The following is a 25627-nucleotide window of genomic DNA, read 5'->3' on the forward strand; positions in this document are numbered from 1 at the left end:
CTAAAGCGCTCAGGTTGTGGCTCTGGTAGACGATGGCACACGGTTTCGATAACCTTAGGATCGCTCCAAGAGAAATAATTGGCTAATTGAGGCAGATCGTGTAACGCATACTGCGCAGGCTCGCTCTGCGGTGAATAGTAAAATAAACTACCAAGGATTCGAGGAACAATGGCTAACATTGGCTTTCCTTTCTGTTTTAAAAAGTACTCAGCCCGTGAGCCAACTCCCAGCGAATTCGCTTAAAGTCGCTGCTCTCACAGGCTGAACGGTACACACTGTTTAGGAGAAGAATACGCTCAAAGTATCCTCCCAACCGCCACTACATGGTTATCCACCATAAGTTATAAAAGGTAATACGTGAGGCCAGCTCGCCAAGGATCATCAGTGCCGCACCGCTAAAAAGCAAAGGTTTAACGGCTTGTTTTTTCAGTAAGACCCACAAAGCAAGCACCAGCGCGATGGTCATCGCGAACAAATACGTGTACCAAAACATCGTTTGTGCATTCACTAAATGCGGTACTTGCTCGGTTAAAAACGCCATATAACCGGTACGAGTTGCAAACGAAATCGCCGCTCCCACGATGACCGCTAACGCACCGAGTCGTTTAGCACCGAGTGCTAAAGCACACATCCCACCAGAGATAGCAACAGTTAGCCACAAATGCAGCGACGTATAATGGCTATTCCAAGCCGGGACGGTTGCCAATTGATAAACCTGCGTAATCGACCAAGCAAAAGCTAGGCCTAATAGTACGGCAATCCCATTCAACCATTGGTGCAATGTATCGGTAACAGTAACGTTAAACTTGCTTTTCAGTATATCGCGCAGGCGAGGAGCACTGAGTGCCACCGTTAAAAAAGCACAACCAAAATAGAGGCCACTTAAAACAATTTCATTACTCATCGGTGAACGGAATAAACCAAACAGCAAATTAATCGCACGCTGAGGTTGTCCCATATGTAAGCCACCAATCGCCATGCCTACAGCAAATAAAATTACGGCAACCAGATTGATTTTATGACGCTGAGCATTGGTAATTTGTCCAACAAGACCAGCAATAAAAGCCAATAACATCATACCAACCGCGGTTTGGCCTAAAACCGTGAAAAAGACTAAAGGTAATTCATGCATCGTTTATACCTCTGAAGGGTTTTGAACAGCACCGGTTTTATCACCAGTCATACGGGCATCCGCGTGTGCTTTAATCACTAAACTGGGTTTGGTCAGTTGCGGATCCGGTAAGGGTGCGACCGCATTGGTATCGCCATATTTGGCGCGTAATGTGGCTATCTCATCAAAATCAAGCGCGCGCTGTGGACAAGACTCGACACACACGGGTTTTAAACCTTGAGCCACTCGCTCATAGCAACCATCGCACTTCGACATCACTTTCTTTTGTTCATCAAACTGCGGCGCACCATAAGGACAACGCATTTCACAATAGCGACAACCAATGCATTTATCTTGATCAACCACCACTAAACCATCTTGTTTCCGTTTATGCATCGCTCCTGTCGGGCAACCTTTCACACACGTTGGTTCAGCACAGTGATTACAGGAGATCGATAAGTAGTAGTTGAAGGTATTTTGCTGCCAAGCATTGCCTACTTTCTGCCACTCACCACCACCATACTCGTATACTCGTATACTCGGCGATATTTTGGGCCTACCTCTTGCGCCTTCTCATCTTTACAACTGATTTGGCACGTTTTGCAGCCAGTACATTTGGATGAGTCGACAAAAAAGCCATATTGTTTCATTTAAAAATCTCCTCAGACGCGCTTAACGTCGACCAAATTGGTGTGTTGTGGGTTACCTTTAGCTAACGCCGTTGGCCGTAGCGAGGTTAGTCGGTTGATACAGCCACCAACATCAACACCTTGTTTATTGGTCTGCGCCCATGCGCCCTCTGGCATCGCCGTTACACCGGGCATAATGCGTGGTGATACCTTCGCTTTAATTCGTACTCTTCCTCTGTCATTAAAGACTTCGACAAAGTCATCATTGTGGATACCTCTCGCTTGAGCATCGATAGGGTTGATCCACAAAACATCCGGCGCAACTTCTTTCAATTGAGCAACGGACGAATACGTTGAGTGGCAATGACCTTTGGTATGAAACCCTGTCAATTGCAACGGATATTTATTCAGCATCGGTTTATCTTCGATACCTTCAACGGCTGGCCAGTATTCTGGAATCGCCGAAATTTTATCTCCGGGCAGTAATTGCCATTGAGTCGCCAATTCAGCCAATTGCTCTGAATAAATCTCAATTTTTCCTGATGGCGTTTTCAGCGGATGTTGCTGTGGATCATCACGAAAATCTTTTAACGCAATATGTTTACTGCTATCGGCGATCCGGCGATCAATCACGCCCATACCATCGGTTTGCTCAAATGGAGGCAAATGCGGTTCTTGTTTACGCACTTGGTTATAAGCGTGTTCAATCCACTCTTGGTAGGTTCGACCTTCGGTAAACGCCTCTTTCAAACCCATCTTATCGGCGATTTCCGCCAAGACATCGTAAGTCGGCCGATTTTCCCACATCGGTTCAATCGCTTTTTGTAAGCGAACCAAATAATGATAAGACCCTGATTGATAAGAGTTATTAATTAACTCATCGGATTCTAAGGTTGAAACATCGGGCAATAATAAGTCGGCATATTTAGCGCTGGCTGTCATGTGGTTATCCCATACCAGAATAAATTCACACAAAGACTCATCACGCAGCACTTTATCGACTTGGTTAAGATCCGAATGCTGATTAGCGGTGATATTGGACGCGTAATTCCATAGAAACTTCACATTGGTCGTTAAACGATCTCGACCTTTGATGTAATCTTTTTCTGGTGTCATCTCGGTGCCGCGCGTGATCGCATCGACCCAGCTAAAACATGGAATCGAAACTTTGACTGGATTTGGTATCGCCAGACCCGCTAGTGGATAATTGACACTGCCTCCCCAAGTACCAATATTGGTTCCAGGACGACCAAACTGCCCGGTCATAATCGGCAGCATCATGATCGCGCGCGCAGCATGCTCACCGTTTTGTGTGCGTTGCACTCCCCAACCTTGAGAGATCCACGCTGCTTTAGCGCTAGCAATTTCACGAGCCAACTGACGAATACGTTGCGCGGGAATTTCGGTCAATACTTCCGCCCATTCTGGCGTTTTTTCAATCTTGTCTTCCCCAAGACCGAGAATATAAGCTTTATATGATGAGTTCGCTGGCGCACTGGCAGGCAAAGTTTCTTCACTCCAACCGACCGTATATTGGTTAAGCATGGCCTCATCGAGCAGATTTTCTTTGATTAAGGTATGGCCAATTGCCGCGACTAACGCCGCATCGGTTCCCGGGCGAATCGGTAACCATTCGGCATTAAATGCCGTCACGCTGTCGGTGCGGCGAGGATCAATCAAAATAACCTTAGCGCCGCTTTGTTCGAGAGCATGATAAATTTCCGCAATTTGTCCGCCCCCTGACATGCGTGTTTCTGCCAAGTTTTGGCCAAACATCACCACTAAGTCGGAATTTTTGATCTCAGCAAAAAGCGTTTGTTGCTCAGTGCCGTAAATATTCCCTGCTTGTCCAAAAACAAACGGCTGAATCCGGTTAAGTTGAGCTTCTGAATAGGTATTGTGCATATCTAAGAAGCCACCAGCTAAATTAAGCAGGCGCTTACACGTATTACGGCCTTGTAAATTCGCCCCTGTCGTTCCACTACCATATTGATAGTAAATGGCTTCATTACCATAAGTGTTGATCACTCGTTGCAATTGCTCAGCCACAATGGTGGTGGCTTCATCCCAACTGATGCGCTTGAATTTACCTTCACCACGTTCACCGACCCGCTTCATTGGGTACTTTAAACGGTCAGGGTTATAGGTACGAAAACGAGCTGAGCGCCCCCGTAAACAAGGGCGGATTTGATGCTGACCAAAAATAGCTTCATTGACCCCATCTTCTGGAGAGATCTTAACGGCTACACCATCGCGCACATGAACTTTAAATGGGCAACGACTGCCACAGTTCACTAAACAAGCGCTATAACGGATCTGTTCTGGGCTCAGCGAGGATGATGGTGTTGGTGCAGCCAGCGCATTAAATGGCAAGCTGATCGAACTGGCAGCAATCGCTGCGCCAGAAGCAACCGCAGAGCTTTGTATAAACTCACGGCGCGTAAATAGTTTTTTGATTATTGATGTGGACATAGACCCTCCAATGTATCGGCCTATTATCCAAACCTTGCATGATCTTCCCTATGATCACTATCAATGAAAATGTAATTAGTGGTTACATTTTTAAACATTTACTATCAAATAGTAACAATAATAGTTATCATTAGTTTTCTTTTAATTTGCGAAATTGCCACTCAATCGCATTAGCAGGACAAATCGGACGGCATTCACCACACCCATTGCATAAGTCCTCATTCACTACGGGTTGTTGATTCGGCTCGCACTGAATCGCTTGAGTTGGGCACTGCTCAATACACAATTCACAATAACCCAATAAACGATTATGACACTGATAAGCAAAGGTCGGTAAAAGCTCAGTTTTCGTGGCAGGCAGCAGCGCCCCGGTTGGACACACTTGCGCGCACTGAGTGCACAATTGGCAATGATTGTAATCTAGACATAACTCAGGCCACTGGCCTGTTAACTGGATAACGGAGCTTGGGCACGCTTCAACACACAGACCACAGCCATCACATAACTGCCTGAACGTTGCCTCTGCTAATGCCCCCGGTGGACGAGGTATGGTGCGTTTCGGCTGATCATCCACCTCATGATAAGCGGCCTTACCTCTGGCAACTAAACCACGAAAAAGATCACGGCGACTAAAATTACGGGGACTCTGACTCATCATCACCAAGCTACGATAAACAACACACTTCAATCATAGCGCGAAAAGACGTAAAGCTAAAAGTCTTGTTCATGTTCATGTTCATGTTCAAAAAGCAGATGACCTAACTTGCGCTTACTAACTCACGCGATTTTGAATATTTGCTCTATTTATGTTAAAAAATAAACCAAAACATACACCAAAACTAGGTTATTTAGCCTCATTCAACTAAAAGGAGTATTACGTTGAATCTTTCTTCGCAGCACCACACCACTCGTAGCGCATTAACGAGCCTGACAACACCATTTCTCTACAGCACATTAGGCGTTATTGGCGCGCTCTCATTATCAGGCTGCTCAAGCACATCATCGACACTGTCAGCACCGCTTTCTATTCCAGACAACGCGATTATTGCTCATCGTGGCGACTCCTATAACGCACCAGAAGCGACTTTACCGGCTTATCAATTAGCCTGTGAATTTGGGGCAGACTATCTTGAAGTCGATCTACAACGCAGTAAAGACGGCGTTTTAATTGCTGTACATGATAATAATTTGCGCAATAAAACCAATATTGCGGAGATTTACCCAGAGCGAGCCGATAGTCCAGTAAGCAGTTTTACTTGGGCTGAATTAGAAAAATTAGATGCCGGATCTTGGTTCAATAACGCCTATCCAGAACGCGCAAGAGAAAGTTATCGTGGCTTGCAATTAATGACCTTAGATCAAGTCAGAGACGTTGCTGAAAATTGCTCACATCAACCTGGCCTTTATATCGAAACCAAATTACCTGAACTGTTTCCCGGTATCGAAGCGGATCTGAGGGCGAACTTGCAACAGCACGGCTGGCTAGATAAGGAAATGAAAGGTAAAGTTATTTTGCAAACCTTTGAAAAAGAGAGTTTAGTTCAACTGCAAGCGGAAATGCCGAACATCCCTAAAATCCTTCTGCTATGGACTGGCGACGGTTATATCGATATGAAGCCCACAGAGCCGAAACAAGATGATGAAAGCTGGGCGGCTTACTACGCACGAGTGCAAGTCGCATCAAAATCGGCTTATGAAGAATGGATAGATTTTGCTAAAGACAATGGCGCAATTGGCGTTGGCCCATCAGGGACTCAAGCCAACTTTGCTGACTCGTGGTCGAGTAATTTTAGCTATATGGATCTCGCTAAACCTTGGATGATAGAGATGAATCAGCAAAAAGGGTTAGTGACTCATATTTACACCTTAGATGATGCTGAAGATCTTATCCGCTATCGCGATCGGGGAGTGACCGGCTTTTTCACTAACCGTCCTAATCTCGCCGTCGAAGCGTTAACTGGACGTCCAGCAAAAGACGTTACCGCAACGCTAGTGAAACTTGGTTATTAATCTCAATCAACGTTGATGGTTTCTATAAAAAATCCCGTATCAATACGGGATTTTTTGTTCTGCTGACAATAACTTGCTTCACTCAAGCTACCGATTTAGCGCAGCTAATTGGTCGCAGAGAGGAATGAACGAGGGAATGTCTGAGCGATATCGGTAAAGACACCATCCACGCCCCAGTTAAATAATTGGTTGGCTCTTAGTAGGCTATTGACGGTATAAACGTTCACTTTGTAGCCTTTGGCTTTAAAAGCGGCAACCTGCTCACGAGACAATCCTTCATTTTCTGGGTGAATATATTCAGCTTGGCATGCCTGTAAAATGGATTCCCAATCTTCCGATAGTGTCTCTTTTGTAAATAAACAAGCGGTCGGATAGTGCGGCGCACGCCGTTTAAATTCATAGAGAGCAATATGATTAAAACTCGAAATGATCACTTTTCTGTCACTATCAAGCAGTTTTAGTCCCTCAATCACGCCCTCAATTAATTTGAGCGTTTTCTCCCACCCTGCCGTACAGGATTTTATCTCAATATTAGCGTCGAGTTTTAGCTCATTAAGCAGTTCAATAAATTGGCGAAAGGTCGGGATCGGCTCACCAGCAAACGCATCAGAGAACCAGCCACCAGCATCAATATTCGCTAGATCCTGTTGACTCAACTCATACAGGCTACCACTGCGATTGGTACAACGATCTAATGTGTCATCGTGAGAGATCACTATCGTATCATCACCAAGGATATCAACATCACATTCCAGCCACTGCACCTTATGTGTATGGCAAAGACGAAAAGCAGCTAAGGTATTTTCAGGGGCTAACGATGACATGCCACGATGGGCAAAAAGTGTGTTCATTTTCAATCAACTCTCTGTGAATTGTTGCATTTCGAGCGCAGATAATCGCTCGTTCGAGCTTGAAATGCACTATACCGGAGTCAAATTGTTAACAATAGAGTGGACGGTTCAGAAATGTGATTAGCCGTTGAAAATCAGCCAATACACTACGCAACCTCAACTGTAGGATAGAAATAAAGTATCATACTGATTGTCTTGAGCATCACAATTGATCATCCACTGCCTTGGCACGTTTCTGGACAATTCTGAGTTACGATTTGCGTAGCACTCTATCTTTTCTGATTATTTTAGATATAGAAACCTAAACATTCTTTGGTAAATTTACGCCCAACTATTCTCACACTAACTGCATGAAAAATTAGTAGCTAGCGTATTTCAATAGCCGTAGCTCTGGGGCCCTTAGGGGTCTTAACGACTTCAAACAGCAAACTCATTCCTATAGATATGGAATCAATGTCAACCTGCGTTATAAAGTCGTCTATAGTGAAATAAAGGTCTTTTCCTTTCTCTCGCCTTATAAAGCCAAATCCCTTAAAATCATTAAAGGCATTAACTTTTCCGTTCACTTTTGTCATTTAACTCTCCCAAAACTCCTCAATAATTGGCACTGATGAATAGTGTTTTACCAATTTCTTCCTAAAATGTTGAGCGCGGTTTTTATTTGTACGAGATAGTATGCCCAACTGGTAAATTAACTTATTGTATTTTCTAACTATCCCCCACTGCCCATGCTGTTCTATTGGTACTTTTAATGCAGTATAATAACGCTTAGAAATCTTATTTTCTTGGTATTGGTCGTAGAGGGGTAAGATCTTAGTCAACCTTTTTCGGTAATCATTACCTTCCGAGTGTTCTAGTCGAACAAGTTTTGCCACAAGGCCCGATGTTTTATTCCACAGGCTATGATACTCGTCGCTGGTACGCGACTGAATAGCACTTTGCTCGCAGTGATACACCAGCTGCCTAACATATCTTCTATCTCGCTTACGCACTTTTGGAGAGCTAGCTCGGACACATAATCCAGTAACCTCAAATTCCTTATGTAACTCTTTCCTATCTGAAATTTTCGTCTTGGGAGATTTTAGAGATAAATTATGTTTGCGGAGCATTGCTGCCACCTGCTTTATAATCAGCTCGCAGGTGTTTTTATCTAGCGGTTTTTGAGATGAAATCGTTACATCATCCAATAATCGCGTGTATCTGATCTGCTTTCCTCTTAGAGAGCTTACCAAACGATACTCATCGTTAAAAAACACTAAATTTGCCAAATAGCTTGATGTACAACCACCCTGTGGAAGCTTTCCTTGGTAGGTCGTTAATTTGGTTAGAATGTCTACAACGTCATCGCTAAACTTAAAGAAATACTTGAAAATACTCTTTACTTCGTCTGCCTTTATATTTGGGTAGAAATTTTTAACGTCAAGATTTATCAACGTTTGACTGCGCCCATGAATGGTAGCATTTTCAATATAATCACGTTTGTTATCTTGCGTCGCTTTAATCCCACCTTGAATGTAAGAAGGAAATTTAACGTTGGTAAATATTCTAGAGTTAATTCGTTTTTGGATTTTTTTCAGTTCATGCTTTGGATCACAAACTGTTCTAACCTTACCTGTAGAACGGTGCGGCTTAAGATCGTAGGAGGTATAGGAGCTTTCAACTTTGTTGGCAATACTTTTAAGTTTTAGTGGGTGTACACCCAGTGTATTGGCTAGAGCCACAATAGAGCCAACAGGTTTATAAGGGTATAAGGGCTTATCCATAGTACACCACAGTCGTTAGAAAAAGAGAAGTCAGCTGTTTAAGTCATATAAAACAAAGCATCAGTAATTACTGGTACGATAATTGTCAATAAAACATTAACAGCCAAAGGGAAGTAGTCTACGACGAGTCCTCGCAATCCCTTCGGGCTCTGGTCATTTTGCTTTTCAGGTTTCTCATAGTTGACTTCAACTGTAAGTTCTGTGTTTTCTTTTCGATTTGTGTAACGGATATTTAAATCAAGTTTAGACATTTTATTGTCTCCTTATTAGCTTTTGGCGAAGTTGCCTGCCAGACCAATAAGTACTTATACAGAAATATTAATAATGACCGTTGAGCCGACTTCTCTAATCAATGCCAGACAACCGTCGACCAAAATTTGCGATATTTAGTGGAGCGCTCATGGCGCGCGCTAAAAATCGAATTAGGGTGCAAGGATGCGGGTCAAGAACCTAGCAACTTAATAGCCACAGGTTCGCTCAATAGAGCGTCGTTTTTCTGCTTGTTACACAATAAAAACAATAAGCAAATGGGCGAATAGCACCCACGCACAAAATATTATTCTTACATGTACGCGTTGTAAAGTTTTTTTTAGTTGTATTTATACAGTTAGAGATGCAGAGTTTGCCTTTTGGCTTTAGATTAATTATTGCAAAATATGAACTATGCAACTTGCTCTAGTATCAGTCTCAGCTCACTTTGGTGCATAAACGTTTTAGAAATGGCAGCGTACCGATGTGAACGCTGCCATTTTTGTATGATACTAATACTCAGTATGAGACTTTATTCTTCTCCTACCTCAGCTGTGAGAGTAGAATAAAGTATCATACTGGAAGGCATCGAAATCCGCAGTATACAAAGGGCTTAAATCTTAGTATAAAAAATAAAGTATCATACTAGTTTAACATTTCTTCCTATTCTGCTCTTAAATTCGTGTAATAAAGTTTCATACTAGATATAACTCCAATAGCCACATCGGTTTAATCTCTTCTCTATAGCCTTTTTTCATTTACCAGTCGCCAGTACTGGTACCCTAAAGCTGTTAATCGGCATGATGTTGAATTCATAGCCGCAAAATACATGAACTCTGCATCAACTGGAACAACTAACCCTACACTCTGATATTTCTGCAAGTCTTTAAATATTTTTACTTTTTCTGGATCAGCACTGGCCTGTGTGTCTTCATACGAGGGATCAAGCTGATGCTCAGATTCTGCTGTTGGAAAATACTGTATTATTTTCCGTAATGTTTCAAAAGGTACTTTAGGTGGTATAACGCGTAAAGGAGAAAAACTAGTTACATTTGTTTTGAATATCGGGCGTTGATCCCAAGCTCCGAGCGCCTCATCAACATACGCATACAAGGAACCAGGAGTGATGTTTCCACGAATATCAGCAGCCCCACCTTTTAGCGCATCAATCAATAGTGACGTAAAAACTCCCGCTCCATTCGATTCTAAAGCGTATTCACTATCGCGACTCGCAGTTAACACTGACATTCCTTCGGCTAATTGCGCTGTACCATTTCCAGACAGACTAGGAGATCCCATTGCGCCAGAATGGCAACAATCAAAGATAACAACTTTATTTCTTGCTCGTGATTGATTTGCCAAAGCTAATATATCATCCATAGATACGCCTTCATCGTATCTAGTAGCATCAGTCGTAACTAAATACCCTCCTGTGCTTTTAATATATCCATGCCCAGAAAAATAAAGCAAAGCCATATTGCAATCTCCTGAGAATAATTGTTCGATGGCTTCTCTTAATACAGGTCTGGTAATTTGAGTGCTTGGACATGTAATTTTACGTACTGAAAAATTTGGAGAGCCATCACCATTGGACTCTAATACCGTAGCCAAAGTGTTGGCATCATTAACACACCCTTGCAAAGGAGATGATGGATAATCATTTATTCCAATAATCAGTGCCTTTTTCATGATTAGCTCACTTCTTGTTTTTTCCCTCACCCATCATTTGCTTAATCGCTGCTGCTATCTTATCCCAATCCCATGGAATGGTACGATTACGTTGTAATCCTTTAGGCAAGTTGCTGGTTGTAGTTGCTCCGCCAACATATACTCCGAAGACTGGGACATTTTTATCCTTCGCCATGGCAATCTCTTTAGCAACACCTGTTGCACTAGCCATTGTTTTTCCACTGAGAACAATGACCATATTACATTTACCAATCTTATCTTTTATCAATGCTTCCCATTGCGCTTGAGGTAAGGATGATTTTGATGACCAATCCTCAATAGAAAATGGAGTTTTCGAGTTCTTAGATTGACCGATAAATAAATTCTTTTCTGTCACGTTATGATCAAAGTCAAAACTGATAAATGCTCTTGGGTCCGCCATCTAAAATATTCCTTATTAAATTTACCTTGAAATACAAAGTGAAAATTAAATCAATAACATACACTGTCACAATATGATTATTCTTCTCCAGGTGGAGTAGGTGTATTAGTTGGATTGCCACCACTACCACTTGTTGGAATATAACCACTCTGAGGCTCACCAGTCGGCTGAGGAATAGGACTTGGTTTTACCGGTTGATAGCCTCTTTCATTTCGCTGCGGGATATAACCTTCGTTAATTGGTTTACTGTCAGCCATAAAGACTCCTTTAGTTTCTGAGTTCAATGTGTGAAATTTCACTAGATAAAATTATCACTCCTGCCGTTTGTTTTTTTGCTCTTTCAAAGCCGCCCTTTTCATTGAGTATCCACGTTTCTTCCAAATAAATTTGCTCAGGAGCAGGCGCACTTGATGCGAATGACTTTTCAGCATATCGCCCAGCGATTACTGAACCATCTTTCAAAGTAACTTTGACCCAATATGGTTTTCTTTGAGCAAAGACATAATCCCATGGTTTTAGTGTTGGATGAGGTGCATTTCTCTGAAAAAAATCTCTTGTTCTTAGGTACTTCCAGACAAGAACCCAAATGATAGGAGCAATAAAAAGAACAAATATGTAGAACAAATAATATAGTGATTTACATGTATCCTTCAGCGTTCCCGATTCAATTGAAATAATGGGAAAAATCAGCAATGCATAATTGATAGAACTATAAGCTATTGCATCAATGAGTTGATCAGAAGTAGCACGTTCAGCTCCGGGAAAGGTTAGCTGATATGCTTTGATACTAATAAATCCCGGAATTACAAATGCGATAAACAGAGTCAGCTTATCGATTTCCCATATATCCATGTAATTTTCTCTTTCTCATCATTTATGACCGAGCAAAATTAGTAACTCTCACCCACTATCATTATTAAATATCACACATATAAGCACAATAAAAGAAACGCCTTCTCACATAATAATCACCGGCCATCCAACCACCCAATAACCCGCTCAGCCCACCTATCGATATCAGCAGGATCAATCAATCCTTTGTGCTTACTCGGAGGATGTGAAACCCCATCAAAGTTACCTTCACCACAAATCATTTCAATGTAGTCACGAGGCCATGATAATGACTTTTTAAGCAGTCGGATTTCCAACTCTGCAATTTGATCAAAAAGACCACTGGTATCTTTTAGCTTCATAAGCATGGTCGATATTGAATTTTTCGCATCCGAAGTATCTACTTCAACAAGGTGGTATATCTGCCCTTGATAATTCAATTCTACGACTGCCAAACATCTCGGGTTTGCATCATCCGCCATCATATGTTTTGTGCATCGGGAAAGTTTAGGCAACTTTCTTAACGGATGACGATACGTATTGCACCTGTGATTAATCTCCAATCGCTCGATCATCTCAAGAAAGCTATTGAATTTACTTTCATATAAATATGAATCGTCACTTTCGTCATTCAAAACGTCATAATCAGCACCGGCAATTGTACCTGTAACATTATCACCATTCGGAGATAACTTATTGGGAAGTTGTTCATTAGACTCACTATCATCGGGCTTACCGCGATTAGCCTTCCGAGTTTTATCAGTTACTCGATTAGTCTTGAATGGCTTACGAAATGACAAGCCAACTGATTCAGTATCTAAAACAACACGTTTTTTATCGGGGTCAGCCTCTTCCTCATCATCAAGTTCGTGCTCTTCCGGACGTTTAGGCCTACCTGAATTAGCTCCGCCACCTTGACCTATTACCTGCCTTTTGAAATCAGGGTGATAAAAATCTAGTTCATCAGGCATACTCGATGGCAAGTCTTCCACCCTTCTAATTTCCCAGACAAAAAAGCTGTTACTGTTCCAATCGTGCCACCCTGACACTTCTAGTTTTGTTCTATTTAAGCAAGGAGGTGTAAAAGAGAAATCCCAAAATTTATACTGCCCACTGGATGTATGCTCTCTCATCATTGTCTGGTGAATACTTTCAAATGAAGTTCGAGCTTCAGGGTCCATCAATATCCAACTTAAGAATCGTCGTGAACGTTCATCATTAAAAGCGGCAATCGGATAGCTAGAACTTGGCATCACATCAATCTGCCAATGCCCGTTTATATTGGTGATATTGAAGTCTGATGACAGCTTTCCGTGTTCCAAACAGATTCTGGACATATAGTTATCATGCAGAAAAAGAACACGTGCTAGTTCAAGCTGAGGTAGGAAAACAGTTGGACCATCAGGCACATCAAATTCAAAGCACCACTGTTCAGAATTGTGCCCATTCCCCATTGAATGAAAAGCCGGGCAGTCCCTTAAACGCTTTCTGCCCCACTGCTGAGCATCCCTAATGGTAAAAGCTAACTGTCTTCCTTTTAACTGATTAGACTGATTGGCACTTAATGATTTGTAGCGTCGAATCAATGGAACACCAGCAATGGGTATTGATGGACGATCAAGCTTTTTTGAAAAGCTGAGGTTAATTCCCCAAAACACGTTACTATTTTTCTTAAACAGCGAACCAACACCCAACACTAACGCATCTTCTGGGATGTGCTTAAATCTGTAATCGCCCATATACCTTCCGTTATTCCTGTTAAAAAACCTCTAGCCAGTGGAGTTAAACGCTCTTCACTTAGCCCAGAGCCACGTAGTAAACGCCACCGTTCAGTTTGAATATTTTGTAAATAGAGTGAGATGTACTGATTGCCCAATCGTCGGATTTGGTATTGAGCAACCGATTCCGAATACTTGGTAAGAAATTGCTTAGTTAAAGGTAAATACCGAAATTTCCTCTCTGGCATAGCCCCAATCTTTAGTTTTGACAGCAAGAACGTACTCGTCATACGGGGAGAAGAATCATCTTGTTCACATTTCTGTCGCAACTGACATAATCGACGAACGAGCGAACGATCTCGTTTAGGCCAATCGACACGCCTATCTTCATATATGATCGGACGCTCATAGCGTCGGTTAATTTTCATCAGCCATTCGTAATCATGCCGGTACAACCACATGTACAAACCTTGCGAGCCATGTAATCGAGCGTGTTTGCACCCATACTCTTTCAATAGCCTCAGCCATTGGGTTCTCTTATCTCTATTAATCTGCTTCGGCAAAACCATCGAATGGACATTTCTTTGCTTTTTCGGATAACGCTTTACGTTAGCCAAAATGTCAGATGGTGAAATATCTCGGTCTAGTAAACTGGACTGAATGATCAGGTGTTGCATAAAACTGAACGATTTTCGGTGCTTTCGTAAAATAGTTCTGGCCCAGCAGGTATCTCGCTTCGTCAAAGTTAGTTGGTTATCCGCCAACCAATTTCTACTCCAGAATGAATGGATACGCTCCCGAATTTCATCATGCTTTACATTGGAACCTCGGTTACAACCGGCTAACACGACCAAATCGCGGTAATAGCAGCTCCATTGATAAAAAGTTGGCGATTTTTGTGGTTCCACTTGCAGAAGTTGTTCGACAACATGGCTGATGCGTAAAGCTTCCCTTTTATGATGTCTTAATGGTCTGTCATCTGGTGTTGTGTCCGCTGCATAAAATTCATGGCGATGTTCGTAATGTGGTTGAATAGAAAATTCACACAAAGGGGTTGAGTGTTTTTGGCACCATGTGGCTCCTGACGCTTGCCAGGCACGCATCCAATACCGCTCACCATATTGGGCTAGTTGCTCTTCAAAACACTGGGGACAATATCTGAGTAGCTTCGGCTGCTTAACAATTGAAGCGGCAATTCCGAAAACCAAGTGTATGAGCCCTTTGGATTGATTTGCCATCCAGCGCATACCAGCCTGTCTTTTTCTTTCTTCAATAAAAGGTGCATAAATAGGGAAAAGCGTGTGCTGGTATATCAGTGAAGCCGTAGTAATATTTAAAACCGATGGATATTGCCCGGAAATTTGAGCCAGGTGACTCGGTAGGTCGACCGTAGCGATAACCTTCCGGTCTCCATAAACCTCATCCAATAGCTGCTTAGGCGATATGGTTCCGCTATGAACCCCAGCCCTAGCAACCAAGCTGTAAATCAACTCATTTGGATACGGAACGGGGAAACCGAGCATTTAACTGACCTTTTTTAAATCCAAGATAAGTTTATTGGCCTTAAGCACACTGTACATATCTTCTTTCTTGGTCAGTTGTGAATACACAAATCGCAAATCGCCAGTTTCAAGGCTTGACCAATCTGCACGTTTAACTACGGTCGCTTTTGGTGCCTTCGGTTGCTGATCGACAAACTGCTTACTTTCGTCATACCAATCAAGTACAACCGGCATCATTTCGCGCATCGTCAGTTTGGGTTGTTCACGGAAGATTTTTTCAACCAACGGAATGAGAATTTCAGACTGACAATCGGTTTGAACGAGTAGCTTGTAAAGCCGCATCGCTTGTTCGTTATTACTGAAAGGTAATTCCGGCTCATCTGGGATCTGATTGATTTTTTGGTGAAGGCTAAGCACTCGTTTGTCGATATCCTCGACTCGGAGATCAGAGTATTTGGCTATCAAGGTCGGGTTACCCCGGCGAATAGCATTCAGCATAGGGTGTACCGGTTTAAGTTCATCGTCGTAAACTGAGCGTAAAACGTTAACCGTTATACGCTCCAGTTTTGATGCTATGGCTCGTAGCTGAGCCAGGACAAACAACTTAACCACAATATCCAAAACACCTTGAGATAGCTCATACCAACAATCTCTGATTTCCTCGGTAAGCACTTCATCACGCCGATTAAGCAACTGGTATTTCCAAAGCTTATTCGTAAAAGCAACCCATTCACTTCTGGCGTTCGGATTTTCTGGATATTGCGGCATAGGTTGCCAATAAACAGAGCCAATGCCGGTAGTTCGCCTTGCAGACTGCAATTCGACTTCAAACAAAGGGCGAGCTTTCGGCGTACCAACCAATATCACAGGAATACCGACCGTATTAACCAGTTCGACGAAAAACTCCAACATTTGCTCTCGGCCAACCGCCTTGCGAATTTTCAAGCGTTGAATTTCATCAATAACCAGGACACCTATAGCACGTTCATTCGCAACCTGGCTCATTAGAGCCAGTAACGTTGGCACCCCGAGACGACTTCGGCCATGCGTATTTTCATAATTAGTACCTAGCCGCTTATCCACCTCACGGAAAAAATTCAAACACAAACTTTGTTGCGACCCATTATTCGGGCATTCGATTTTCAGATAGCTGAGTTGAAAAAAGTTATGTTGTTCGTGATAGATGACCTGAGGGTAGGTAGCCAGAATGCGCTCAAGGGTTGAACTTTTACCACTACCTGAGCATCCGATAAGAGACAGACAGAGCGCTGTCGTTGACACATCTCTGAATTTATAACTTTGTAGATCACCACTCATTACTCTCTGGTAACCATTTTGCAGATGCTTATTAAGTGATCCATCCAACAGGTTTCGACCAACGTAACCACGCCGCATCATGATTGAAATACGTTCTTCCAGTAATACATGTTGGGACAAAGGCTGAAAGAAATCATGAAGCAATGCAGCGACCATATGTGCCCGTTGTCGTGGTTTGTCCTGCAGGTTATTTAACGAGAAAGTAACTTTGCCTTCCAATCCTTCTTTTAATTGCTTAATTTCCATGATTGGCGGCAACGCCTCGATAAACGGATTCCCGTTGTAGGAGGGATTGCCGGTATCCTGATAAATGGCAGTGACATATTCACTTGGCAAACTCATTCGTTATCATCCTCGTCATCGAATAACTCATCGACATAACTCGGGTAGTCATAATCTTCCTCTGGAACACCACGTAAAGGAATGATATCTGCCGTGTCTTTCACATCTGTTTGTATTTTCGGTTTTCTGCTGTCGCGTTCATTTTGTAGTTCAGCCTTTCGGTTCGACCTAATCTCACCGATGCGTTCAGTATTCGGGATACTTGAGGTATCCGGACTTAATTTCTCTGCTTGTTTGATTTTGTCAATCACTCGTTGCTCATGCTTTCGTTTGTGCTTATCAGCTCTGACTTTACTTTCAGCATGAGTGAATTTTTTCTGCTCTTGTCGCTGCCACACTTCCCAGAAAGTGCAATTAACAAACTCCCTGGATCGTCCGGAGAGTTTACAAACCCAGTGCTCGGCACTGTTTCGACTAGGAAACAGATAAATTTCATCGGCAAGGTTGGGATCATATGCCACCAAGACTTTTTGCGGACGAGTCACTTCTTGGGCTCGATGCATCCAACCTTCGACAATCGCCTCTTGGCAGGTGTAGTAGATACCAAAAATGCAAATCCCCAAATCAGAGACTGTTGCATCTACTCTGGGAAGTAAACTTAATCTTACGGCTTCTTCAGGAGCTGAGCGCAAGCGGCCAGTACGATGCTGAATCCCCCAGTTCCACAGTTCTAATGGCACGGAAGGCAAATCAACCGGCATATCGGCAGATCTGTCATAGGTCTTCATCACATGGTACAGATTGTGATATAGAATTGAGGACAGGATAATCTCTTTAAAATCCGAAATAGATAACTTGGCATCAAGACGATAATCCTTACCACCCCGTTTTTTAACGATGGTTCCCGTCACTACACCAGGAGCAAATGGAGTAAAGTCAGCTTGCAGCGTCTTGAAATTGCGCTCAACAATACCCTTGGCGTCGCCTCGAAACGGCGGTGTATTTTCAATTCGCACTGAGAAGCTTTTTTCGAGATTTTCTATCTGATAGCCCAGTAATTCACCTCTGTCTGCCAAAATGGCATCTGGAAATCCTATTGCGGGCCAATCTTGAGATTCGATTTCTATCCCATATTGGCGACATAGTTCGACTTTATCGGTCATGGCAACTTGTAAAGCCTGCATAGCAGCTACATAAGAGGGATTTTCAAAACCGATGTAACATCCAACTATCAAACGACTGAATACGTCGATAACGATATAAACAACCGGACGTCCAACTATCCAGCCTCGGTTCACATCGGAAACCACGTAAATATCGGCGATGGTCGCATCAATTTCAAAACGGGAGCCCGGCCCCAAAGCGTGCATAGTCGCCGTTCCGGTCAAAGGTCGAATATCTTTGTTATAGGAATTTTTACTTGCCCGGCTTTTGATTTTTTCTACCTGGGTATATTCACGCTGATAGAAGTGCTTCATCTGCCAATTGGTTGGAATTTCTGCCTCGGGTACATCCGGGAAATAGGTTTCATACATATCTTTAAAACGCCGATGAGCATAAGGAAATGAATAACCTTTTTCAGTTAGCAAATACTTCTGAATAGCAATCCTGAATAGCTTCTCGATGAACTCGTCAACATTGACCCCAGAGCCCGGATCATACTTTCTGGGCCGCCCTAACTTTGTTTTGCCTGGAGTGCGCTTTTTGCCTTTCGCGCCGGAATTTTTGTAGTCAGGAAGAAGCGCGTTAACAATCTGCCCCCTCTGCCAGTATTGTCGGATTAGACGATACAGTGTTTGTTTGGTTGTTTTGTGATTAGCCATGACCAAATCAATGGCTTTAGCGCGCTGTTTCGGTTGATAGTATTCTTCAAGATGGATGATAGGGCTTATCAGTTTATAGTTTTGGTCTCTTTTTACTTGAGCTGTACTGCCATCTTCAGGCGAGAGCATGATCAAATAGGAATAGGGATCTTCGACTCGGTGTAACGATTCATCTTGTATCGCCAAATCCAGCGAATATAAATCAATAATGCTGGGGAAGGCGCTTTTATTATCGATCGATATCCAAACAAAATTGTTTCCGAATCGGCTCAAAATCCGGAATCGCTCGTTTTCGTACTCCAGAACCTCATTGATTCGAAACATGACGAGCTCCTATTAAGTTCCCCATATTCTCAACAACGAAATCCTTACCTTTTAGTAGATGGAACGGTTGGGACAACATATCAAAGTAGAAACAGCGATTAGCCAGTAATTGCCTGATTTCATAAATAGAAGAACCATCAGGCTGATTGTAAGTACGATCAGTCAACTTACAGATATCAGTGACAGTTTTATTGGAATTTTGCTGAAAAAGGTCACTGTAATACGCCGTTCTGTCTAACAAGACTTCATCCTCAATCTCATCCTGCTCAGCCGGGTATATCCAGCTAATATTCTGGACAAGCGTTGGGGATACGTCGTTTTCCGTGACCAGAAACCAAGGAACCTTTTTCAGTAGCCAATAACGGCGTTCAATTTCCAGTTTTTCAATAACACGGGGATCTTTTAAAACATTAGTGTACTTCGCTTGAATGACATACTGTGGAAGTTCGAGATCTAAGCCATCAACCAAAAAATCGGATGACATGTACGTCTTTACACCGGCTTCGGCTGGATGTTTGATTCCACTATCAAGGGCAATATCAAGTGTTTCTTCGCGCCTAAGTGGAAACTGCTCGCGAATATCAGTTGTTTGGGAGTTCCATTCGAGGGTTAAGAATACGGCAAGCTCCAAATCGGATAGCAAATGATGAGTACGCTGGCTTTTATGACCGAATACACGATGAGAACGGCCATCGGATGGCACATCGCGAACCGTTATCCAAGGCAGATAATCGGATCCGCAGCCATTACCACGGCCTTCTTTTATCCAGCGTTTATATTTTGTCTCTGACGGGGCATACTTGCTTTTTGCCATATAAACCACCACATTTTACTTATAAAACAAGCATAAACACAATGCATTTAGTGTGCAACTTTATTACTAATCAATTTCACTTGGCGAATTTATTCATAGTACTGACAACTGAAATGCCAGTATCTTGCTCACGATGAGCCGTTGTTACTTAAGTGTTGGGATTGAAGTGCTATAACACGAATCAGGACAGAGAGTTGGGAGCTTTAGCTTGGATCTACCCTTCGCATAACTTTTGATATTGCAAAAAGCAGAATGGCACCGGTTGATATGGTGCCGTCCGTGCTCGGAAATGGACATTATATTAAAAACATGGTGTCCTAAACAAGCATCCTTCGTATACGTGATTATGCAAGTCCACAGAAAGACGTTGCTTGATGAGCTGACGACAGTGGACATCAAGGACATTTCTACGTATCAAGTTTTGCTTAATTGCAGGTTGTAAAGAGTTTCTGAGGTGTTTTGAATCAATAAAGAAAGGCCATCTTCTAGAATTAGAATTCTATGTTTCAGTACTGCCTGACCTCTTTTGCTTTCACCTCAAAGCTCAAGTATTACTTTCATTGCGCTAGGCTCTTACAATGTAATGTGTATAATATCAGCCCTCTTGGATACAGTAGGGGCATGTGTGAATTTCTTCGATCGTTTAAACATCTACTTGTACCACACAAAACGATGCAAAGAGTGGGCGAACCAGCCACATAAGATTCTTGGCTGGAAAAGCGAAGAATCCCAGTTGTCGCGCTTTGGTGTTATCGCCAGACAAACTGACTTTAACAATAAGAGTGTTCTTGACCTGGGTTGTGGCTATAGCGACCTTAAACCCTACCTTGATCAGTACTATGATATTACTCACTACACTGGAGTAGACCAACTAGAGTTTTTCATTAAGGCTGCCCGAAAACGGCAATTGAAGAACAGCCAGTTTATTCACGCGGACTTTGCCAGGCAAACGTTGACAAAATGCGATATTGTCGTAGCTAGCGGCTCTCTGAATTACCACAGCAGTCAATACAACCATCTATTCAGAATGATAGATAAGATGTATCAGACGGCAAATGAATTCGTGATCTTGAACTTACTCAATACAGAAACCTTTTCCGGAGGTGAGCTTTTGACAGCGTATTATCCTGATTACGTGCTAAACCATTGTAAAAGTTTAACATCAACTAGCTATATTATTGAAAATAATGACAATAACGACTTCTCTATTGTTTTGAAAAAGAACCCTTCAAAATTGTAACCGGCTCACGCCACAGACAGAATGAGCCACTACTGCTTCTACGGATACCTGAAGAAAGATTGTTTGAACACAGACTCTAACTCGCTGAATTTTTTCTCCAGACCAATAAAAAATTATTAGCAGGCATTGCTACTTTAGCCGTTAATTTTAAGTCAGTTGCCCATAAGTTCAGTTGTTCAATATCGAGAATCCCTCCGAACCCGTTCTGTTTAAGATACTCATCAAACTCCCTGTTGCTTTGAGTTGTGAACTCATCATCCACTTTCATTGGCCCATACTGACAAAAGATACCGCCTTCAGGGAGTTTTTCTGAAACTAACTCCATCATTTTTTTGGCTTCAGAGGGTTGCATAATGTGAGTCGTGTTTGCTGTAAATACCGCATCAACATCTATATCAGGCCAGGTATCTCGACCTATCATAAATTCCAACGAAGTATGAATGTTCTTCAAGGAAGATTCGGCTATCCATGCATTAATGCTGGTATGATTTTCAGACATATCGCTGGTGTGCCAGTTCAAATGAGGCATTCGAGAGGCAAAAAACACTGCATGTTGTCCGGTACCGGAACCGATCTCCAGAACATGTCTACTGGATTTAAAATATTTGGATAGTTGATCCAAAATCGGTCTCTTGTTTCTTTCAAAATAAGGGCTAAAGCTCTTCGACATGATTGTCCACCTGCAAAAATTAAGCGTCCTTTGGTTTATCCATTATTAAGTCACCACTATATCAATAATCCATTACATTGATTATTGCTCATTCTGTAAAAGAATTTCTTAAAAAAAGCGGATTATCAACTAAGGAGCAACAAAATAAAATGTTTTGGAATTCACTGATAACCACTTTTCATTCATATAAGGAAGAAAATAATGAGCAATGTTTTTTATATGCCTCCAATGACCCTGATGGGAAAAGGTGCGATTAAAAACTTAGGTGCAGAGCTGCAAGCCAGAGATCTGAAAAAAGCTCTGATTGTCACAGACAAAGGCTTGGTTGACCTGAATCTGGTTGATGCTTTAACAAACGAGCTGGACGCATTCGCTATCTCTTACAGTATCTTTGATGGTGTAAAACCTAACCCAACTGAAGAAAATATCGAAGATGGCCTGGCTCTGTTAAAAGAAAAAGAGTGTGATTTTGTTGTTTCATTTGGTGGTGGATCTTCTCACGATTGTGCCAAAGGTATTGCGCTTGTTGCTACAAATGGTGGTCATATCCGCGATTACTCAAAAGGCGTACATGTATCTAAAAAGCCGCAATTACCGCTAGTTACAGTTAATACTACTGCCGGTACAGCATCAGAAATGACGGTATTTGCAATTGTGACCGACACTAAAGGTGAAACTAAATACCCGGTTGTTGATAAGAACATTCTGCCAATGATTGCTGTAAACGATTCTGAACTCATGGTTGCAATGCCTAAGTTCCTTACAGCGGCAACTGGTATGGATGCACTAACCCATGCTGTAGAAGCTTATGTTTCAACCATTGCAACACCGGTAACTGACGCATCCGCAATCAAAGCCATTGAGCTTATCGCTCAGAACCTGGAAGCTGTGGTAAAAGATGGGCAGGATCGCGAAGCACGTGATGCAATGCAATATGCTGAATACCTTGCGGGCATGGCGTTCTCAAATGCTTCTCTTGGTTATGTTCACTCAATGGCACACCAGCTAGGCGGAGTTTACGATCTAGCTCATGGCTTGTGTAATGCTATTCTACTTCCAGAAGTATCACGCTTTAATGCGATAGAGAAAACATCCCGATTTGCAGATATTGCTAAAGCTATGGGTGTGGATACCACTGGTTTGAATGATATTGAAGCCGCAGAAGCTGGTATTCAGGCTATTGAAGCACTTTCAGCAAAAGTTGGTACTGCACAAAAACTTGCTGATCTGGGCGTTAAAGAAGAAAAAATGGAGTTCATGGCAATTAATGCTCTGAATGATGCTTGCTCTCTGACTAACCCAAGAAAAGCTTCAACTGAAGAAATTATCAATATTTTCAAAAAAGTAATGTAAGCTTTATTTCTTACTAAAAGCCGCCTCGTGCGGCTTTTTTGTGTTTGCCCAGCGAAGCTGGCAAACACGTCAGGTTGAAAGAAACCTGAATCGCCCCGACTGAGGGGAAGATAATCCGAATCGCAAGGGCGTTGCTGGCCAACGGCAAGGTCTGAAGGAAGCCATAAGAAGTCAGAGACACACAACGCAAGTGAACCTGATTCGGCTCTACAGGTGGGTAAGCGTGCACAATAGCGCAAAGTCAGACCTGTTTGAGTGATTGAGGGTGGCGTTACTGACAGGGAGCCAGTGCAGTAACTGGGGAAGCCTGGCACCACATCCGGTCAAATGCCGGAAGCACAAGTGACAAGGTGAAAGCCAAGGCTGGTGTTGGTGTGAGGTGGCAGATGAATCCGTAGTAGTGAGTAAGGCTCGGCCTGAGAAGCCCAGTAATGGTGTGGAGGAGAATACTGAGCTGACCATCAACACGGTGTCTGATGGAGCACCAACTTGCCAAAAGCGTTTTGGTGTTGCGAAGGGAGGGAGCGGAAACGGAAAACCGTACATGGGAGTAGCTTTGACTCACTTTAGTATATTGCCATTGTGCTAGAAGGCTAGATAGCAGAGCGAAACAGACCGACACGAAAAGAAAGCATCCAGTCCTCACGCAGCACACAACCTAAAGGAAGACGTTGAAAGGCTATTACAGCTTGTATGGCCGTTTGCTCAATAAGGCACAGTTATACAAAGGATTTAAAAACGTGTGGAAAGCGAAAGGCGCGGCCGGAATAGATAGGCAGAGCCTGAGCGACTTCGCCTCAAATCTGAGTGATAATCTTTACCAACTTCTTCTCGAACTCAAAACTAAGCAATACCAACCACAACCAGTCAGACGGGTAGAAATCCCGAAAGAAGGCGGTGGAGTCAGATTGCTTGGCATCCCGACCGTTCGGAACAAAGTGATCCAACAAACCCTGAACGACCTGTTTAGCCCTATCTTCGAAGAGCAGTTCCATCCATCAAGTTTTGGATATCGGCCGAATCGAAGTTGTCATGATGTCATCAACAAGGCCACGATGTTCATCCGTCGATACGGACGCCAACATTTAGTTGATATGGACTTGTCGAAATGCTTCGATAAACTCGACCACGAGCTCATCATAAGTAGCATCAGAAAACGGGTCACCGATGGTAGCGTGTTGGAACTGTTAAATCTGTTCCTGAAAAGCGGGGTGATGGTTGACGGACATTAGCAGGCGACAGAGTTAGGGAGTCCGGAAGGTGGCGTGATAAGTCCACTGATAGCGAATATCTATCTGGATACGTTTGACCAGGCGATGCGAACTCGAGGACATCGAATCGTACGCTACGCAGATGATATCCTGATATTCTGCCGTAGCCGAGCCGGAGCAGAAAATGCGTTGGTACAGGCAACTGTAGTAATGTGATGGACGCCCCTCCAACGGCTTCAATGCGCCAGAATTAAGTTGTTACCACTTAATTCAAGAAAAGGATCGTCCATCATGAATATTAAAGTTGTTAGTATCGATTTAGCAAAAGTGTTTTCCAAGTTTGTGTATGGCAACAAAGCTAATTCAGCTTTTCTGACATAAAATCAACAAGTAACCGGACTTTAGGTGACAGGTTTCTATTATGAGGGTAAACAGCCCAGATACCCTCTTTTTCATCCCTGTAGTCGCTTAATACTTCAACTAATTTCCCGGAATCTAAAGCATCCTGAACATAATACTCCGGCAATTGAACCAAGCCTAAACCACGACAGGCCGCATTTAACAGTGCAAACCCCGAGTTGCAATGAATACGTCCAGTCACTTTAACGGATTTTTCTGTTTTATTTTCTTTAAAACGCCAATATTCAGAAGAGCCAACAAGACAATTATGTTTTTCCAGTTCGGACAAAGTATGGGGGATGCCATATTTTTCCAGGTAACCCGGTGTGGCACAGACAAACAATTGCCGGGAGGCTAACCTTTTTGCGATCAGGCTGGAATCTTTAAGACGACCCAGACGAATAGCGACATCCATACCAGATTCAATAAGATCAACCGTTAGGTTAGTCAGGTTGAGTTCGAGATTAATCTGAGGATAAAGCTCCAGAAAATCATAAAGCAATGGAGCAATATGGGATTCACCATAAGCGACAGGCGCGGTTACTTTTAGCAGCCCTTTCGGCGTCGATTGCATCTGGGTTACGGCAAGCTCTGCGGTTTCAAGCCCTTCTACCAGGCTGCGGCAATGAAGGTAGTAGATCTGCCCTGCTTCTGTGACGTATACTTTTCTGGTTGTTCTGAGCAGCAATTTTACTGCCAGCCTCTCTTCCAGCATTGAAACCCGTCGGCTTATCTGAGCAACAGATGTATTCAGTTTTTTCGCCGCTTTAGTGAATGATTGTGTATCTGCCACCGCTACAAATTCCGTGACACCTTCCCAATTTGCCATGCCTTATTCTCATTAATTAGTTCATTAACAGTTTAGCAATTATTACGTATACGTAAAAGATATTTTAAATTTCACCGGATTATCAATTGATAGGAAACATTTAAAATATGCCTAACTTA

Annotated in this window: 21 protein-coding genes and 2 pseudogenes; 4 read left to right on the forward strand and 19 right to left on the reverse strand. The window is 42.7% G+C overall.

From position 1 onward, the window contains the following. Positions 1-319: 319 nt before the first annotated feature. From FKN93_RS06650 to FKN93_RS06665, 4 genes and pseudogenes are all read right to left on the reverse strand, one after another. On the reverse strand, positions 320-1132 hold the full coding sequence (locus FKN93_RS06650; protein WP_154169184.1) for a DmsC/YnfH family molybdoenzyme membrane anchor subunit: 813 nt from the start codon (positions 1130-1132) through the stop codon (positions 320-322). Between the two features lie 3 nt (positions 1133-1135). Next, positions 1136-1761 (reverse strand): annotated as a pseudogene (locus FKN93_RS06655) (DMSO/selenate family reductase complex B subunit). A gap of 12 nt (positions 1762-1773) precedes the next feature. Beyond that, complete coding sequence (locus FKN93_RS06660; protein WP_170904724.1) at positions 1774-4212, reverse strand: DMSO/selenate family reductase complex A subunit; 2439 nt, start codon at positions 4210-4212, stop codon at positions 1774-1776. A 130-nt stretch (positions 4213-4342) separates the two neighbouring features. Then, entirely contained in the window at positions 4343-4867 is a 525-nt protein-coding gene (locus FKN93_RS06665) for a 4Fe-4S binding protein (protein ID WP_170904725.1), read from the reverse strand. Between the two features lie 224 nt (positions 4868-5091). On the opposite strand from FKN93_RS06665, the gene FKN93_RS06670 reads away from it, so the two are divergent. After that, on the forward strand, positions 5092-6222 hold the full coding sequence (locus tag FKN93_RS06670) for a glycerophosphodiester phosphodiesterase (RefSeq protein ID WP_170904726.1): 1131 nt from the start codon (positions 5092-5094) through the stop codon (positions 6220-6222). A gap of 104 nt (positions 6223-6326) precedes the next feature. Here FKN93_RS06670 and FKN93_RS06675 read toward each other — a convergent pair whose 3' ends face one another. The 13 genes from FKN93_RS06675 to FKN93_RS06735 all read right to left on the reverse strand — a co-directional run bounded on the left by FKN93_RS06675 (position 6327) and on the right by FKN93_RS06735 (position 19806). Then, positions 6327-7073 carry a glycerophosphoryl diester phosphodiesterase gene (locus FKN93_RS06675; RefSeq protein ID WP_170904727.1) on the reverse strand — a complete coding sequence of 249 codons (747 nt, stop codon included), beginning with the start codon at positions 7071-7073 and terminating at the stop codon, positions 6327-6329. A gap of 365 nt (positions 7074-7438) precedes the next feature. After that, positions 7439-7648, reverse strand: a complete 210-nt coding sequence (locus tag FKN93_RS06680; protein ID WP_170904728.1) for a retron Se72 family effector protein — start codon at positions 7646-7648, stop codon at positions 7439-7441. Further along, on the reverse strand, positions 7649-8836 hold the full coding sequence (locus tag FKN93_RS06685; protein WP_170904729.1) for a reverse transcriptase family protein: 1188 nt from the start codon (positions 8834-8836) through the stop codon (positions 7649-7651). A gap of 38 nt (positions 8837-8874) precedes the next feature. Beyond that, a complete protein-coding gene (locus FKN93_RS06690; protein ID WP_170904730.1) occupies positions 8875-9087 on the reverse strand; it encodes a hypothetical protein in 213 nt (70 codons plus the stop codon). 739 nt (positions 9088-9826) lie between these two features. Then, complete coding sequence (locus FKN93_RS06695) at positions 9827-10774, reverse strand: caspase family protein (protein WP_102939367.1); 948 nt, start codon at positions 10772-10774, stop codon at positions 9827-9829. Positions 10775-10781: 7 nt separating this feature from the next. Beyond that, a complete protein-coding gene (locus FKN93_RS06700; RefSeq protein WP_102939366.1) occupies positions 10782-11195 on the reverse strand; it encodes a TIR domain-containing protein in 414 nt (137 codons plus the stop codon). Between the two features lie 77 nt (positions 11196-11272). After that, positions 11273-11452, reverse strand: coding sequence for a hypothetical protein (locus tag FKN93_RS06705; protein WP_102939365.1), 180 nt, complete (start codon positions 11450-11452; stop codon positions 11273-11275). Between the two features lie 10 nt (positions 11453-11462). Further along, positions 11463-12047 (reverse strand): DUF6338 family protein, encoded by a 585-nt coding sequence (locus tag FKN93_RS06710; protein WP_102939364.1) that lies wholly within the window; start codon positions 12045-12047, stop codon positions 11463-11465. Positions 12048-12163: 116 nt separating this feature from the next. Beyond that, complete coding sequence (locus tag FKN93_RS06715; protein ID WP_102939363.1) at positions 12164-13765, reverse strand: Tn7-like element transposition protein TnsE; 1602 nt, start codon at positions 13763-13765, stop codon at positions 12164-12166. Then, positions 13723-15267 (reverse strand): TnsD family Tn7-like transposition protein, encoded by a 1545-nt coding sequence (locus tag FKN93_RS06720; RefSeq protein ID WP_102939362.1) that lies wholly within the window; start codon positions 15265-15267, stop codon positions 13723-13725. Before FKN93_RS06720 ends, FKN93_RS06715 begins: the two co-directional genes overlap by 43 nt. Next, complete coding sequence (locus tag FKN93_RS06725; protein WP_102939361.1) at positions 15268-16905, reverse strand: AAA family ATPase; 1638 nt, start codon at positions 16903-16905, stop codon at positions 15268-15270. Then, entirely contained in the window at positions 16902-18992 is a 2091-nt protein-coding gene (locus tag FKN93_RS06730) for a Mu transposase C-terminal domain-containing protein (protein ID WP_108315268.1), read from the reverse strand. Before FKN93_RS06730 ends, FKN93_RS06725 begins: the two co-directional genes overlap by 4 nt. Then, the gene (locus FKN93_RS06735; protein WP_102939359.1) at positions 18976-19806 is read right to left on the reverse strand and encodes a TnsA endonuclease C-terminal domain-containing protein; all 831 of its coding nucleotides are present in this window, start codon (positions 19804-19806) and stop codon (positions 18976-18978) included. Before FKN93_RS06735 ends, FKN93_RS06730 begins: the two co-directional genes overlap by 17 nt. A 625-nt stretch (positions 19807-20431) precedes the next feature. On the opposite strand from FKN93_RS06735, the gene FKN93_RS06740 reads away from it, so the two are divergent. Next, positions 20432-21046, forward strand: coding sequence for a class I SAM-dependent methyltransferase (locus FKN93_RS06740; protein WP_102939358.1), 615 nt, complete (start codon positions 20432-20434; stop codon positions 21044-21046). A gap of 76 nt (positions 21047-21122) precedes the next feature. Here FKN93_RS06740 and FKN93_RS06745 read toward each other — a convergent pair whose 3' ends face one another. Next, a complete protein-coding gene (locus FKN93_RS06745) occupies positions 21123-21716 on the reverse strand; it encodes a DUF938 domain-containing protein (RefSeq protein ID WP_102939357.1) in 594 nt (197 codons plus the stop codon). Between the two features lie 201 nt (positions 21717-21917). On the opposite strand from FKN93_RS06745, the gene FKN93_RS06750 reads away from it, so the two are divergent. Beyond that, on the forward strand, positions 21918-23069 hold the full coding sequence (locus FKN93_RS06750; protein ID WP_102939356.1) for an iron-containing alcohol dehydrogenase: 1152 nt from the start codon (positions 21918-21920) through the stop codon (positions 23067-23069). A 671-nt stretch (positions 23070-23740) separates the two neighbouring features. Further along, positions 23741-24493: pseudogene (locus FKN93_RS06755) on the forward strand (reverse transcriptase domain-containing protein); the annotation flags it as partial. A 145-nt stretch (positions 24494-24638) separates the two neighbouring features. On the opposite strand, the gene FKN93_RS06760 reads toward FKN93_RS06755, so the two are convergent. After that, positions 24639-25508 carry a LysR substrate-binding domain-containing protein gene (locus FKN93_RS06760; RefSeq protein ID WP_102939344.1) on the reverse strand — a complete coding sequence of 290 codons (870 nt, stop codon included), beginning with the start codon at positions 25506-25508 and terminating at the stop codon, positions 24639-24641. Between the last annotated feature and the right edge of the window lie 119 nt (positions 25509-25627).

This window comes from Vibrio sp. A8-1 (assembly GCF_013048685.1).
GTDB lineage: Bacteria > Pseudomonadota > Gammaproteobacteria > Enterobacterales > Vibrionaceae > Vibrio > Vibrio metschnikovii.

Bases quoted from the DNA above. Each gene is read 5' to 3' on its own strand.
- FKN93_RS06650 (WP_154169184.1), bottom strand. From the start codon at position 1,132: ATGCATGAATTACCTTTAGTCTTTTTCACGGTTTTAGGCCAAACCGCG.
- FKN93_RS06660 (WP_170904724.1), bottom strand. From the start codon at position 4,212: ATGTCCACATCAATAATCAAAAAACTATTTACGCGCCGTGAGTTTATA.
- FKN93_RS06665 (WP_170904725.1), bottom strand. From the start codon at position 4,867: ATGAGTCAGAGTCCCCGTAATTTTAGTCGCCGTGATCTTTTTCGTGGT.
- FKN93_RS06675 (WP_170904727.1), bottom strand. From the start codon at position 7,073: ATGAACACACTTTTTGCCCATCGTGGCATGTCATCGTTAGCCCCTGAA.
- FKN93_RS06680 (WP_170904728.1), bottom strand. From the start codon at position 7,648: ATGACAAAAGTGAACGGAAAAGTTAATGCCTTTAATGATTTTAAGGGA.
- FKN93_RS06685 (WP_170904729.1), bottom strand. From the start codon at position 8,836: ATGGATAAGCCCTTATACCCTTATAAACCTGTTGGCTCTATTGTGGCT.
- FKN93_RS06690 (WP_170904730.1), bottom strand. From the start codon at position 9,087: ATGTCTAAACTTGATTTAAATATCCGTTACACAAATCGAAAAGAAAAC.
- FKN93_RS06695 (WP_102939367.1), bottom strand. From the start codon at position 10,774: ATGAAAAAGGCACTGATTATTGGAATAAATGATTATCCATCATCTCCT.
- FKN93_RS06700 (WP_102939366.1), bottom strand. From the start codon at position 11,195: ATGGCGGACCCAAGAGCATTTATCAGTTTTGACTTTGATCATAACGTG.
- FKN93_RS06705 (WP_102939365.1), bottom strand. From the start codon at position 11,452: ATGGCTGACAGTAAACCAATTAACGAAGGTTATATCCCGCAGCGAAAT.
- FKN93_RS06710 (WP_102939364.1), bottom strand. From the start codon at position 12,047: ATGGATATATGGGAAATCGATAAGCTGACTCTGTTTATCGCATTTGTA.
- FKN93_RS06715 (WP_102939363.1), bottom strand. From the start codon at position 13,765: ATGGGCGATTACAGATTTAAGCACATCCCAGAAGATGCGTTAGTGTTG.
- FKN93_RS06720 (WP_102939362.1), bottom strand. From the start codon at position 15,267: ATGCTCGGTTTCCCCGTTCCGTATCCAAATGAGTTGATTTACAGCTTG.
- FKN93_RS06725 (WP_102939361.1), bottom strand. From the start codon at position 16,905: ATGAGTTTGCCAAGTGAATATGTCACTGCCATTTATCAGGATACCGGC.
- FKN93_RS06730 (WP_108315268.1), bottom strand. From the start codon at position 18,992: ATGTTTCGAATCAATGAGGTTCTGGAGTACGAAAACGAGCGATTCCGG.
- FKN93_RS06735 (WP_102939359.1), bottom strand. From the start codon at position 19,806: ATGGCAAAAAGCAAGTATGCCCCGTCAGAGACAAAATATAAACGCTGG.
- FKN93_RS06745 (WP_102939357.1), bottom strand. From the start codon at position 21,716: ATGTCGAAGAGCTTTAGCCCTTATTTTGAAAGAAACAAGAGACCGATT.
- FKN93_RS06750 (WP_102939356.1), top strand. From the start codon at position 21,918: ATGAGCAATGTTTTTTATATGCCTCCAATGACCCTGATGGGAAAAGGT.
- FKN93_RS06760 (WP_102939344.1), bottom strand. From the start codon at position 25,508: ATGGCAAATTGGGAAGGTGTCACGGAATTTGTAGCGGTGGCAGATACA.